The 13,486-nt window shown below is 39.7% G+C and carries 14 protein-coding genes; 9 read left to right on the top strand and 5 right to left on the bottom strand.

Features of this window, described 5'->3' with window-relative positions; translation table 11 throughout:
- Positions 1-20: 20 nt before the first annotated feature.
- The 4 genes from H514_RS0115995 to H514_RS0115980 form a co-directional block, all read right to left on the bottom strand.
- Complete coding sequence (locus H514_RS0115995; protein ID WP_027447868.1) at positions 21-1,244, bottom strand: nitrate/nitrite transporter; 1,224 nt, start codon at positions 1,242-1,244, stop codon at positions 21-23.
- 33 nt (positions 1,245-1,277) lie between these two features.
- Positions 1,278-2,627: an MFS transporter gene (locus H514_RS0115990; RefSeq protein WP_051255174.1), complete on the bottom strand. Its 1,350-nt coding sequence runs from the start codon at positions 2,625-2,627 to the stop codon at positions 1,278-1,280.
- Between the two features lie 106 nt (positions 2,628-2,733).
- Positions 2,734-3,186, bottom strand: a complete 453-nt coding sequence (locus tag H514_RS0115985) for a cyclic nucleotide-binding domain-containing protein (RefSeq protein WP_027447866.1) — start codon at positions 3,184-3,186, stop codon at positions 2,734-2,736.
- 143 nt (positions 3,187-3,329) lie between these two features.
- Entirely contained in the window at positions 3,330-4,043 is a 714-nt protein-coding gene (locus tag H514_RS0115980; RefSeq protein ID WP_036842231.1) for a Crp/Fnr family transcriptional regulator, read from the bottom strand.
- 180 nt (positions 4,044-4,223) lie between these two features.
- Between H514_RS0115980 and moaA the strand changes: the two genes are divergently transcribed.
- The 5 genes from moaA (at position 4,224) to H514_RS0115955 (ending at position 8,923) form a co-directional block, all read left to right on the top strand.
- The gene (gene moaA, locus H514_RS0115975) at positions 4,224-5,261 is read left to right on the top strand and encodes a GTP 3',8-cyclase MoaA (protein ID WP_051255173.1); all 1,038 of its coding nucleotides are present in this window, start codon (positions 4,224-4,226) and stop codon (positions 5,259-5,261) included.
- 113 nt (positions 5,262-5,374) lie between these two features.
- The gene (gene prfA, locus H514_RS0115970) at positions 5,375-6,448 is read left to right on the top strand and encodes a peptide chain release factor 1 (protein WP_027447863.1); all 1,074 of its coding nucleotides are present in this window, start codon (positions 5,375-5,377) and stop codon (positions 6,446-6,448) included.
- Positions 6,449-6,450: 2 nt separating this feature from the next.
- The gene (prmC, locus tag H514_RS0115965; RefSeq protein ID WP_027447862.1) at positions 6,451-7,302 is read left to right on the top strand and encodes a peptide chain release factor N(5)-glutamine methyltransferase; all 852 of its coding nucleotides are present in this window, start codon (positions 6,451-6,453) and stop codon (positions 7,300-7,302) included.
- Positions 7,303-7,782: 480 nt separating this feature from the next.
- The gene (gene spoIIR / locus H514_RS0115960) at positions 7,783-8,415 is read left to right on the top strand and encodes a stage II sporulation protein R (RefSeq protein WP_027447861.1); all 633 of its coding nucleotides are present in this window, start codon (positions 7,783-7,785) and stop codon (positions 8,413-8,415) included.
- 79 nt (positions 8,416-8,494) lie between these two features.
- A complete protein-coding gene (locus tag H514_RS0115955; RefSeq protein ID WP_027447860.1) occupies positions 8,495-8,923 on the top strand; it encodes a GNAT family N-acetyltransferase in 429 nt (142 codons plus the stop codon).
- A gap of 180 nt (positions 8,924-9,103) precedes the next feature.
- Here H514_RS0115955 and H514_RS0115950 read toward each other — a convergent pair whose 3' ends face one another.
- Entirely contained in the window at positions 9,104-9,520 is a 417-nt protein-coding gene (locus H514_RS0115950; RefSeq protein WP_027447859.1) for an organic hydroperoxide resistance protein, read from the bottom strand.
- A gap of 180 nt (positions 9,521-9,700) precedes the next feature.
- Here H514_RS0115950 and H514_RS0115945 point away from each other — a divergent pair, with 180 nt between their 5' ends.
- The 4 genes from H514_RS0115945 (at position 9,701) to H514_RS0115930 (ending at position 13,432) form a co-directional block, all read left to right on the top strand.
- A complete protein-coding gene (locus H514_RS0115945; protein WP_027447858.1) occupies positions 9,701-10,708 on the top strand; it encodes an L-threonylcarbamoyladenylate synthase in 1,008 nt (335 codons plus the stop codon).
- A gap of 67 nt (positions 10,709-10,775) precedes the next feature.
- Positions 10,776-11,330 carry a manganese efflux pump MntP gene (locus H514_RS0115940; protein WP_027447857.1) on the top strand — a complete coding sequence of 185 codons (555 nt, stop codon included), beginning with the start codon at positions 10,776-10,778 and terminating at the stop codon, positions 11,328-11,330.
- 176 nt (positions 11,331-11,506) lie between these two features.
- A complete protein-coding gene (locus H514_RS0115935) occupies positions 11,507-12,283 on the top strand; it encodes a sulfite exporter TauE/SafE family protein (RefSeq protein WP_027447856.1) in 777 nt (258 codons plus the stop codon).
- A gap of 21 nt (positions 12,284-12,304) precedes the next feature.
- On the top strand, positions 12,305-13,432 hold the full coding sequence (locus tag H514_RS0115930) for an MBL fold metallo-hydrolase (RefSeq protein WP_027447855.1): 1,128 nt from the start codon (positions 12,305-12,307) through the stop codon (positions 13,430-13,432).
- Positions 13,433-13,486 lie beyond the last annotated feature (54 nt).

Genomic DNA, 13,486 nt, shown 5'->3' with positions numbered 1-13,486 from the left:
TAATAGTCTATGTGTCTAAATTAAACTCTACTATTTACTCTATTTGTATGTGAAAGTTGGTGTGTTAAACGTTCCTGTTGATCTTTGCGATACATCGTGTATAACATAATCATGGCGATTAAAATGGTTGTTGCAACCCACCAAAATCCATATGAATAAGAGTCAGTGACCTGTTTGAAAATTCCCAGGATGTTTGGTAAGAAGAATCCTCCTAAACCACCTGCTGCCCCTACAAATCCAGTTAAAAGCCCAACTTCTTTAGGGAATTTAACTGGAATAACCTGAAACAAAGCACCATTCGCTGTCCCTAAAAAGACTAAGGTAAGGAATAACATTGCTAGTGCAATGTAAACAGGCGGTAACATACCAACAATCCCCAAGCAGATCGTAGCCCCTGAGAAGAGGAAGACAAGCATAATCATCCCTCCCCATTTATCTGCTAAAAAGCCCCCAATTGGACGTACAAAACTTCCTGCAAATACAACGAGTGTCACAAAATCACCAGCTTGCACTTTACTTACACCATACTGATCAAAGAAAAATATCGTTAAATAACTAGTCAAACCTACAAATCCGCCGAAGGATAAGCTGTAAAAGAAAGCAAACAGCCAAGGTTCTTTTCGTTTAATAACGCTAAAGTACTCTTTGGCATTCTGAGGTCGCTTCGCAGATGGACAGTCTTTAGCATAAATAGCGAATACAATAAAAGCTATGATTAAAGGGATTAGTGCAACTCCAAATACGAAGTTCCAACTATATATTTCGGCTAACCTTGGTCCGAAGAAGGTTGCAATAACGGTTCCACTATTACCAGCACCCGCAATTCCCATTGCTAAGCCCTGATGCTCAGGTGGATACCATCTACTCGCTAGCGGTAAAGCGACTGCAAAACTAGCTCCGGCTACACCTAGCAAGAAACCAAGTGAATAGACTTCACTTAGAGAATCGGCAAACAACCATCCCCATGCAAGAGGAATCATGGTTAACGTCATTCCAATTAACCCCATCTTTTTGCCACCAAATTTATCAGCTAAGAGACCCATTGGAATTCGGAGTAAAGCACCTCCTAAAACAGGGATGCCAACCATCATCCCTTTCTGAGCAGCTGTCAAGTTTAGATCTTCTACAATAAAATTACCTGTAGCCCCTAAAATAACCCAAATCATAAAACTTATATCAAAATATAAAAATGATGAAGCGAGCGTTGGAGTGTGGCCGCTTTTCAAGAAACTTTTCAACCTCATGGTTCATCCTCCTTTTCTTTTAATCTCGCTCGGTTAGCACTTTATTTCAGCATTTTTTCTGGAGTACCAAAACCATGTAATGAACAGGCTGATGACATAGTAGATGATAAAGATATATAAAGCTAAATTGGCAGTACCAGTTGAGTCAATAGACCATCCAAATACTTTAGGTATTAGAAAAGCACCATATGCAGCAATAGCAGCAATAAAGCCTAATACTGGTGGAGACTGTTTTTCAGGGAAGATAAATGGAACCATACGAAACGTCGAACCATTCGCAATTCCAGTTGTTAGGAATAAGATCAGGAACATAATTAAGAAACCAGTAAAGTTTTGGGCATTTAAGAAGTAAACGACTCCGACCGTAGCGCCAATCATGACGACAATGTCCCAGAATGTAACCAAAGAACCGCTTTTCACCTTGTCTGATAACCAACCACCGACTGGACGAATGCCAGCACCAAGTAAAGGTCCTAAAAATGCTAAGCCTACAGCTCCATCCACATGCGAGAATTCAGAGTTAATTAGTAATGGGAAAGCAGCAGAATAACCGATAAAAGATCCGAAGCACATTGTATAGAGCCATGTCATAATCCATGTATGCTTGTTTTTGAAAATAATGGATTGTTCTTTAAAGGACTGCTTCGTACCTGGAAGATTATCCATTCCCCACAAGGCGATAAGTGTAATGAGAATAATCGGAATTACCCAAATAAAAGCTGCATTTTGAATCCAAACGGTTTTACCTTCATCTAATGTTTGGGAACCACCTGTCATTGCTCCAATAAAACCAAACCCAAGTGCAATGGGAGTAATGAATTGAACAGCACTAACACCTAGATTTCCTAGTCCGGCATTTAGTCCATTGGCAGTTCCTTTAAGCTTCTTTGGAAAAAATGGGCTAATATTTGCCATAGAAGAAGAGAAGTTACCTCCACCAATACCACAAAGGGCAGCAAGGATTGCCATGGTTACAAAAGGTGTTTCTGGGTTTTGCACCGCAAACCCTATTCCAATGGAAGGGATTAATAAAGCCCCTGTGCTAATCACAGTCCAATTTTTCCCACCAACTATGCCAGGCATAAATGTAAAGAAGATTCGGAATGTAGCTCCTACTAACCCTGGTAAAGCAGCGAGTGTGAATAACTCACTATTAGTAAAATTAAAGCCAACACTGTTTAAGTTAACAGCAACGACAGACCAAATTTGCCAAACTGCAAAAGCTAGGAATAAAGCTATTACAGATATGGTTAGATTTCGGTTAGCGTGCCTTTTACCCTCTGTTACCCAAAACGTTTCATTTTCAGGATCCCATTGATTTATTCTTGAAGATTTAAGAGTTGATTCTGAAGTATGATTGTGAGAAACATTTGAATTCTTCACCTTAATTAACCCCTTTCGTACCTTTGATACTTGAATCTTACCAAAGAGGGAGTTAATTGTGTGTGAAGTATATCACATGGAATGTGGACACTTTTTGAACAAGATTTTATTCTTTGGATTGTTCAATTTGCTTCGTCAATGTTTCAAATGAAAGAATTAATTTATTTTGTAACGAGCGTAATAGATTTCTTTTTAATAAGGGGTGGCTTATTGTTAACTCTTTAATAAGGTGAATAGGTATTTGTAAACAAACTGTTTCAGATATTGCACAGAGTAAAGGATCATGGGTATCGGTCAAAAGTAAGGTGGCTTTCGAAACAGTATCACCAGGTTTCATGGTACAAACATGATGAGAAACAGTTTTTGTCATAAAATAAAGAGCTAGTTCACCCTGTAAAATAATGAGTAGATCATCATCCGATAATAAAGAGCCTAGGTTATCTGAGGGTTGAAATTCGATTAATTTGGATGCATTAAATACTCGTTTAAATACGTCGTGATCGATATCTTGAAAGATGGTTATATTTTTTAAGTTAAATACGTACTCAGACTTTAGCACGATACCCTCTCCTTCACTAACCTTTATACAACCATGGTAAAGACAAAATCAGAAAAGATCTGTGATAATCTTCACATGAATAAGTGATTTTGTTTGCTTCAAAAAAGCTAGCAACCCAAAAGAGGTTTGCCAGCTTATCGTTATTAATCAATAACACAAATATCTATTGGACAGTGATCACATCCAATTTCTGTTCGTAAATAATGAATATCTTTAATGAGTATTTTGCTTTCCTTAGTTATTTGAATAATGCCCTTTTTCTTAAGGTCGTTCAACATTCGATTAATACTCTCACGGGTAGCTGCACAGAACTTAGCAATTTCTTGGTTAGTTAAATGCATATCAATTAACCTTCCATCTTTTTGCTGAATACCATAGCTGTTTGAAAAGCGAATGAGGGTTGAGTAGAGGGCACCTTTCTTTCCATTCATCACCAGGTCTTTTATTTTCGATTGATTGATACGGAGGAGGTTTGTCATCCACTTCATAAACTCAAAAGTTAGTCTGGAATTTGAAAGCAATTCCTTCTCAAGTTGATCCTTTTGAATAATTAAGATTTTACATTTTTTTAAGGCATATGCATTCAGCATATATTTGGCTTCATCCGTAAACAAGGTTAACTCACCAACAATATCGCCTTCTTGACAAGTGCGCAAATTCAACTCATTTCCTTCTTGAGTTAATTTACTAATTTGGATAAGACCATGTTGAATGACGTATAATTCATGTGCTTCTTCCCCTTCTTGGAACAAAAAGGTTCTTGCGTCGATTGTTTTGGTTGTGCTGATTGATTGAAGAAGGGAGGTCAGGTCATCTGAAATACATTCTAAATCACTTTTTCTATTCGTGCTTTCCAACAAACTCTTCACCTCCGAAATGGGATCGTTCCAAATGTTTCCTTTAGAGTAACATTCCGTGATATTAGAAACAATGGAGTATCTTACTGTAAAAAGTAATGTTTTATGAACAAAATAAGGCGGTTTTGTGAACTGTGATAAACATCACCATTCTGATATAGACTCTGTGTTATTCTTTAGCTGTTAAATGGGAATGAAGGGAAGTGCAGTAAAGTGAGAGTAATCGATACGCATAATCGACCTTTACGGGATTTAAGGATATCTGTTACAGACAGATGCAATTTTAGATGTAGCTATTGTATGCCTAAAGAGATATTCGATGCTGAATATCCTTTTATGAATAAAGATGAACTCTTATCTTTCGAAGAGATTGTTCGGTTGGCTAAGATATTTGCGGAGCTAGGTGTTGAGAAGATTCGGTTGACCGGAGGAGAGCCCTTATTAAGAAAAGATCTGCCTAAACTCGTTGAACAATTAAATAAAGTAAATGGTATAAAATATATTACTTTAACTACTAATGGTGCATTTCTAGCTAAATATGCCAAGCAATTAAAAGAAGCAGGGATTTGTCGAGTGAATGTCAGCTTAGATTCTTTAGATGATGAGTTGTTTAAACGTATTAATAATATGGGAACGGATGTTAATCAAGTACTTAAGGGGATTTTTTCAGCAAGAGATGTTGGGTTAGAAGTGAAAGTGAACATGGTTGTCAAAAAGGGATTAAATGAAGAACAAGTTCTTCCGATGGTGCGCTTCTTTAAGGAAGAGGGCATTACTTTGCGTTTTATTGAGTTTATGGATGTTGGATCTTCTAATGGATGGAATTTAAATGAGGTGGTGACGAAAAAAGAACTGTATGACATGATTCGGAAAGAATATCCGTTAGTAGCCATGGATCCAAGCTATTTTGGGGAGGTAGCGAAAAGGTACCGCTTTAAAGGCAGCAAATCAGAGGTTGGTTTTATCTCTTCAGTTTCCAATACATTTTGCGGATCATGTACAAGAGCAAGAATATCTGCAGAAGGAAAGCTCTATACATGTTTATTTGCATCAATCGGGTACGACTTAAAAGAACACTTACGTTCTAATCAGTCAGATGAGAAAATTTCGGATTTGGTACGAAATCGCTGGAACAAACGAGATGATCGCTATTCTGAAATCAGAACGGAGGGAACTCAAAACAAACCCAAAATTGAAATGTCTTATATTGGTGGGTAAGTATTCGGTGACCTGGTTCTCATAAAAAAACTTCCCAATTGAGCTTCTTTTGACTCTCTATAACGCCTATACTATAATTATACTGTTATGGACAAATAAAGAGGTGGTTGCAAGTGTTAGAAAAACTTCAAACCTTAGAAGATCGTTATGATAAGCTTAATGAATTGCTAAGTGACCCGGAAATCGTCAATGACTCCAACAAATTACGCGAGTATTCCAAAGAACAAGCGGGTCTTGAAGAAACCGTACAAGCGTACCGTGAATATAAGGACATCTCTCAACAACTAGATGACGCCAAAGCCATGCTAGATGATGGTCTAGATGACGACGAGATGAAAGAAATGGTGAAGGAAGAAGTAAGTGATCTTTCAACGCAAAAATCCAACCTGGAAGAGCGTCTTAAGATTCTTCTTATTCCAAAAGATCCAAATGACGAAAAGAACGTTATTATGGAAGTTCGCGGAGCAGCAGGTGGAGACGAAGCTGCACTATTCGCAGGGGACCTGTATCGCATGTACTCCCGTTATGCTGAGTCTCATGGATGGAAAACAGAAGTGATTGAAGCACACGAAAGCGAAGTAGGCGGCTATAAAGAGATTATCTTTATGGTGAACGGATCTGGAGCTTACTCCAAGCTGAAATTCGAAAATGGAGCGCACCGCGTGCAACGTGTTCCTCAAACAGAATCAGGCGGTCGTATTCACACGTCTACAGCAACAGTTGCTGTTCTTCCTGAAGCTGAAGAAGTTGAAGTGGATATCAATGAAAAAGATATTCGTGTCGACACCTTTGCTTCAAGTGGACCAGGAGGACAGAGTGTTAACACCACAATGTCTGCTGTACGTTTAACACACGAGCCTACTGGAACCGTTGTATCCTGTCAGGACGAAAAATCTCAGATCAAAAACAAAGAAAAAGCCATGAAAGTACTACGTGCACGTATTTACGAAAAAGTTCAGCAAGAAGAACAAGCGAAGTATGATGAGCATCGTAAATCTGCGGTAGGTTCTGGTGACCGTTCTGAGCGTATCCGTACGTACAACTTCCCGCAAAACCGTGTAACAGATCACCGTATCGGTCTTACAATTCAAAAGCTTGATCAAATTCTAGAAGGTAACCTAGAAGAGATCATGGAAGCTCTTCTTATTGAAGAACAAACAAAAGCACTCGAACAATTGGGTGAATAACGATGGCAAAAACAATTTTTGAAGCCCGGCGCTGGGCTTCTCTTTTTTTAGAAGAGAACAATCGAGAAACAAATGTCGGAATGCTCTTACTTCAACATCACATGGGTATGTCGCGCGCTCAATTGTTAGCGGAATCTCGCTCGGAGCTTCCAGAAGAGACATGGTCCCAATTCCAAAAAGACATAGAAAAACATGCTGAAACAGGAGTGCCAGTTCAGCATTTAATTGGTTCCGAAGAGTTTTTCGGTCGAACATTCAACGTAAACAATCACGTTCTTATACCTCGACCGGAAACAGAGGAACTGGTATTAGGTGTTATCAACCGACTTAGACAAAAAGAGCGCCCTTTAAGAGGTGTTGATATCGGAACAGGTAGTGGCATTATTGCGATAACCCTTGCCCTAGAAATTGAAGGGTTATCCACACATGCAACAGATCTTTCCATTGATGCATTAAACGTTGCCCGGGAGAACGCAAGGCAATTAGATGCAGATGTGCACTTTTCCCGAGGTGATTTCCTTGAATCCCTCATGGAACATAACGAAAAAATGGACTTGATTGTATCTAACCCACCCTACATTCCTGAAAGAGACCGTGAATCCCTAGAGGATGTTGTGGAAAAGTATGACCCAGACATGGCGTTGTTTGCAGATGATAATGGCTTAGCTGCATACAAAAAGATCATGAAGCAAGTGCCTCAGGTTGCGAATGAAGGGGCATTGCTCGCATTTGAAATTGGACATGATCAAGGTGAAGCTGTATCAAACATCATTAAGGATACTTATCCACAATCTGAACCTCAGGTCGAAAAAGATATTAACGGAAAAGATCGAATGATTTTTGCCTGGATATAAAAAACAACCTGAATGACCCTCTTCACAAAGAGGTTCATCTCGGGTTGTTTTTTGTTTAGGTTGAGGTATTCAACGGAAACAATGTTATTCAGTATCTGGCAGTTATGTTGAATGAGCTGGTGCGGGGGGGTTCCGTTGCCAAATAGAGAGCGGCGTCTGTGGAACGGGTTGCTTTCCCCGGAAGACCGATCGAGCTTCCTCGTCACTACGTTCCTGCGGGATCTCGCTCGCCCTTTCCACAGGAGTATCGACGTTTCACTGACCCCCTAACTCCTCACAAAAGTAACGGACTCCTCCCAACTTATTTCGTTTCCCATTCTTCCACATAAGGAAGCTTTAATGGAACAAGCAACAGTCTCTTTTCCCACCTATATCAATCACAATCTCTAACATTTAAATTTTTTGCTAGATTCAAAGTATAAATACTAGATTCCCCGACCATACTTGGATTAAGAACAAGTTACGGAAGGGGCGGGCAATATGAAAAAGAAAAAAATAATTTGGGGAATTGTAGTTGTAGCACTTTTGGTGACGGTGTTTCCAATGACGCTTCAAGGTAAACAAGATACAAATAATATAAACCAATACCAGGTGATCCCGGATGAAGCGATTCGTCTTCGTATTCTAGCAGATAGTGATGACAAAGAGGATCAAGAAATTAAAAGAGAAGTTCGTGATGCAGTAAATGCTGAGATTACAGAATGGGTTGAAGAATTAACTTCTATTGAGAAAGCAAGAGATCTTATTGAATCTCGTTTAGATGAGTTAGAAGCTATTGTGGATAACGTGTTAGAAGAGAACAATGTAAGTCAATCTTACTCAGTAGATTTTGATGAAAATGTAGAGTTTCCCACAAAATTGTACGGTTCATATATTTATCCGGCAGGAACATATGAAGCGATCTTAATTGAACTTGGCGAAGGCCAAGGCGCCAATTGGTGGTGTGTATTATTCCCACCTTTATGCTTCTTAGATTTTTCAAACGGCACATCTGTAGCAGCAGCTGAAGAAGACCCTGTGGATAAAGAAGAGGAAGTTGCCTCTGCAGAAGGAGAAAAGGATGTAGAAGTGAAGTTTTTCTTATTTGAATGGTTCGGTTCTTTGTTTAGTTAATAACTTTTCTGTAGAATCTAGCATATTTTCATTCCCCACACATAGATTTACTAGTAAAGAAAAATAGGGAGAGTGAAATATGCTAGCGATACAAAGAGTTCGTGATTATGATCTGCAGACGATGAAAGATTTTTTTGGAGTACGAATGGAACAGTTGGATGATGAGGAAAGTTTGTATGAACATGGGTACTATGTGGAGATCGATCGAGATCGAAAAGGGTTCTTTGCCCTTGAGCCAGCAGAAGAGAAGAGCGTATGGTTAAAATCTTTATACTTACAACCTGGTGTGGACCCGAGGGTGGTTCTTTCACTTTTTGAACTCGTTGAAGCTTATGCGAAAGAACATGATATCCACAACATCTATGTATTTAGTCACCAAGCAAGGTTAGATACACTGCTACAATCCCAACAATATGCCCCTATTAACGAGGATGACATCCCTGATTCTCTGGAAAATCAACCAAGAGAAGATGGGAAATGGTGGTGTTATCGTGTGGAGAAATCATAAAGTTATTAACAACTGTGGATAAGTAGTGTTAATAACTTGTGTTTTTCTTATGGATAACCAATGATTTATACACAATTAAAGAAGCATCCAGTGGATAACTCCGCTGGATGCTTCTTTTTTATTGTCCAGATGTCTAGCTCCAGCGCCCAGCAACGAACGGGCGCTTGCGTTTTTCTTAATTTACACTGCTTTTGCGTTCACAGATACCTCAATATTCCCTTTTGTTGCTTTAGAATAAGGGCAAAAGTCGTTAGCTTTTTGGACAAGTTCATCGGCTTTAGCTTGATCAACACCATTCACTTCAACGTTAATCGTTGCTGCTAAACCGAATCCGTCACCTTCTTTTCCAATATGAACGTCAACGGTCGTCTTGGATTCGATTTTTTCTCCTGCTTTATCAGCAATTAAGTTTAGTGCACCATCAAAACAAGCTGCGTAGCCACTTGCAAATAGTTGTTCAGGGTTTGTACCTTCTCCACCAGAACCGCCCATTTCTTTTGGTACAGTTAGGTTTTCTTGAAGCGTGTTATCGGATGTGGATACTTTTCCGTCTCGTCCGCCTTCTGCTGTTGCTTGCGCTGTGTATAATGGTTTCATGAAAATCCCTCCATTAAATTGATAAAATGCACACAGTATATGGTTACCCGTTTCACACAGATTTACGCTTCTGAATAGGTTATCCACTTGCTATTCCTATTGGTAAAGCCTCATAATGAACAGTAGATTGAAAGGAAAGGGTGCTCCAATTTGAGTACGTTTGAGACGAAATATTGGAATATGCGTGACCATGTAGACCATGTGTCACTACAACAAGCAGCGGAACTTTTACAACAGGAAGAAGTCGTAGCTTTCCCTACAGAAACCGTGTATGGATTAGGGGCAGATGCGACAAGTGAAAAGGCTGTAAAAAAAATATTTGAAGCTAAAGGACGCCCTGCGGATAATCCGTTAATTGTCCACATGGCGAAAAAAGAACAAATTCATGAAGTTGTTCAACATATACCAGATATAGCACACAAATTAATTGATCGCTTTTTACCAGGTCCATTAACACTTATTCTGAAAAGCAATGGCCGTTGTGCGCAAAATGTTACAGCAGGGTTATCCACAGTTGCTGTGAGAATTCCAGATCACCCTGTGGCGATCTCTATTTTAGATGAGTGTGGACTACCCTTAGCCGCACCAAGTGCTAACCTGTCAGGAAAGCCGAGCCCAACGCGAGCGGAACACGTTTATGACGATTTAAATGGTCGAATTGCAGGTATTATTGATGGTGGTCCCACAGGAGTGGGAGTGGAATCAACGGTCTTAGACTGCAGTGGTGAAAAACCAGTGATTTTGCGTCCGGGTGGCGTCACAAAGCAAGATTTAGAAGAATTGATCGGTGAAGTAGATGTGGATCCGGCACTTTCCAATCAAGGTAGTAAGCCTAAATCCCCTGGTATGAAGTACAAGCATTACGCACCTGATGCCCCAATGTGGTTAATTGAAGGAGATCTGAAATTTTTCCAGAGTCAGATTGAACAATTAAAACAAAGTGGCAAGCGAGTTGGTGTCATTGTGAGCAATGAACATGCTTCTGAGTTGGAAGGTGCTGTCATACACACTTGTGGATCTAAAGAAGACTTAAGAGAAGTAGCGGTACAGCTGTATCATGCCTTACGCTCTTTTGATCAAGAGGATGTTGATGTGATTTTATGTGAAAGCTTTCCTGAAGATGGTGTAGGACAAGCTGTGATGAACCGGTTAAAAAAAGCAGCTACACAAAAAATTAGTCAAACATAGTTCAAACTTCTAAATCCCTCTAGGTACGCATATGCTGAACTAGCATGTCCTAGGGGGATCACTTATGTTGTCTGTAGCATATATTGGTGAATTTATAACATTGTCGCTAATGGCAATTGCATTGGGAATGGATGCATTTTCAGTTGGATTAGGAATGGGGATGATCCCACTACGACTTCGGCGCATTTTTTCTATTGGGGTTGTTGTCGGGCTCTTTCATGTCATTATGCCTTTTGCTGGAATAATTTTAGGTCATTTTTTATCCAGCCATTTAGGTTCAATCGCTACATATGCTGGTGGAATACTTCTTTTAATTTTAGGAGTGCAAATGTTCCTTTCATCATTTAAAGATGATGCTGGACCCATGATCAAGCCAATCGGTATGGGCTTAATAGTCTTTGCTTTAAGTGTGAGTCTCGATAGCTTTTCGGTGGGGTTGAGTCTTGGGATGTCCAATGTTCGCACAGCCCTCACATTAATTCTATTTGGTGCATTTAGCACGATACTCACTTGGGGAGGATTATTGCTTGGTAAAAAAGTTAGAGGCGTACTAGGGAAATATAGTGAAATGCTTGGGGGAAGCATTCTTTGTTCATTTGGTCTCCAATTGATCTTAAATTAATAATCTTGTTAGGTGCCGTGTAGATCCTACACGGCATTTATATGTTTATCTGGATACAAGTGGTGGTACGGGTATTATGGAAACCTTAAATTGAATAGATTACTTTGAGTAAGACAAGCTATGAAAGATTTTTAAAGAGATGAAGATCACTGGAATACCAAAAGAGGTGTAAGTCTGTGGATATTTTATTTTTATTGACTGTTTTTATACTTGGTTTAATCGGTTCCTACGTATCAGGTCTAGTTGGAATCGGTGGAGCCATTGTCAATTATCCAATGTTACTGTACATTCCACCTCTCTTTGGATTTGATGGGTTTAGCTCCCATACCGCTGCCGGTGTTGTAGCAGTACAGGTGTTAGTCGCTTCTTTTGGTGGGGCATGGGGATATCGAAAAGGAAACTACTTGCATAAGCCTCTCATAAAGTACATGGGAATTAGTATTTTAATTGGAAGTTTGATAGGTGGATTTGGGGCGAAGCTCTTATCGGAGCAGATCATTAACATCATTTATGGTGTACTAGCCTTGATTGCAGTAGTCATGATGTTTATTCCTACTAAAGAGGTTTCATATGAAAAAGATCTTCAATCATTTCACAAAGGGATTGCTGCCACATCAGCATTTTTGGTAGGAATCGGAGCGGGTATTGTAGGAGCAGGGGGTGCATTCCTTCTTGTTCCAATCATGTTATCCGTACTTCATATCCCCACTAGAGTTACCATTGCATCATCACTTGCTATAACGGTGATTTCATCGATTGGAGCCGTATCAGGTAAGTTGTTTTCAGGTGACGTTCCTTTATTCCCTGCTATTGTAGTCGCTGTAGGAAGTGCGATTGCATCACCATTAGGAGCAAAAACAGGTAAGAATGCTAACACAAAGATTCTGCAGGTGATATTAGCTATTTTAATAATCGGCACAGCAGTCAAAGTATGGTGGGGTATTTTATTTTAAAAATAAAAAGGAGGAGTCTATATGGCTATGGAACCCCTAACGGTAAAAGAACTAGCACAGAAAATTTTAAATAAGGAAGACGTATTCTTACTAGATATCCGTAAAGAAGAGGATTATGAGGGATGGGCGATTGACGGTGAAACAGTCCAAAGCCTTAATATCCCTTTTACACAGCTGAAAAATGGTGTTGAAGATGTAAAACCGAAATTACCAAACGATCAACCCGTCTATGTCGTTTGTGCGAAAGGGATTTCTTCACAAAAAGGGGTAGAGCTTTTAGAAGAAGCTGGCGTAGAGGATGTTACCTACTTAAAAGGTGGCATGACTGCATGGAGCGAGCACATTGAGCCAGTTAAAGTTGCGAACCTTAAAGGAGGAGGAGAGCTATATCAATTCCTTCGTATCGGAAAAGGTTGCTTATCTTATGTCGTAGCTGCAGATGGTGAAGCGGCTGTTATTGACGCAAACCGTATGACTGGAGAATATAAATCGTTTGCTGAAGAAAAAGGGTTAACGATTAAGCATGTCTTTGACACACACCTTCATGCAGACCACATTTCAGGTGGAAAGACACTAGCTGATGAAACGGGCGCGAATTACTGGTTCCCTCCAAAGGATGATGAAGGATTAGAGTTTGACTATAGCCCGCTTAAAGATGGTACAGATGTTCAACTGGGCAATCAAACTGTTACGATTTCTGCCTTCTATTCTCCTGGACACACAATTGGAAGTACTAGCCTGATTGTAGACCAACAATTCTTAATGACAGGAGATATTCTATTCGTAGAATCCATTGGTCGACCAGACTTGGCGGGTAAAGCTGATGCTTGGGTAGATGACCTAAGAAAGACGTTATATGATCGCTATAAAGAATTGTCCCAAGAGCTTATCGTGCTTCCATCCCACTTTGGTAAAATGGAAGAGATCAACGATGATGGAACTGTTCAAGCGAAATTAGATGAGTTATATAGTAATAATGATCGCTTACAGGTGAATGACGCAGAAGAATTCCGTCACATTGTTACGGACAATCTACCTCCTCAGCCAAATAGTCACGAACAAATCCGCAAAACAAACATGGGCAAACAAGAACCAGACCAAGACGAACGCCGCGAAATGGAAGTTGGCCCGAACCGTTGTGCGGTATAGAATTGAAACTCTTAAAAGGTACCGTATTTACGGTGCCTTTTTTGTTTGAGGTTT

Source organism: Pontibacillus marinus BH030004 = DSM 16465 (assembly GCF_000425225.1).
Classification (GTDB): domain Bacteria; phylum Bacillota; class Bacilli; order Bacillales; family BH030062; genus Pontibacillus; species Pontibacillus marinus.
This window is presented reverse-complemented; position numbering and strand designations above follow the sequence as displayed.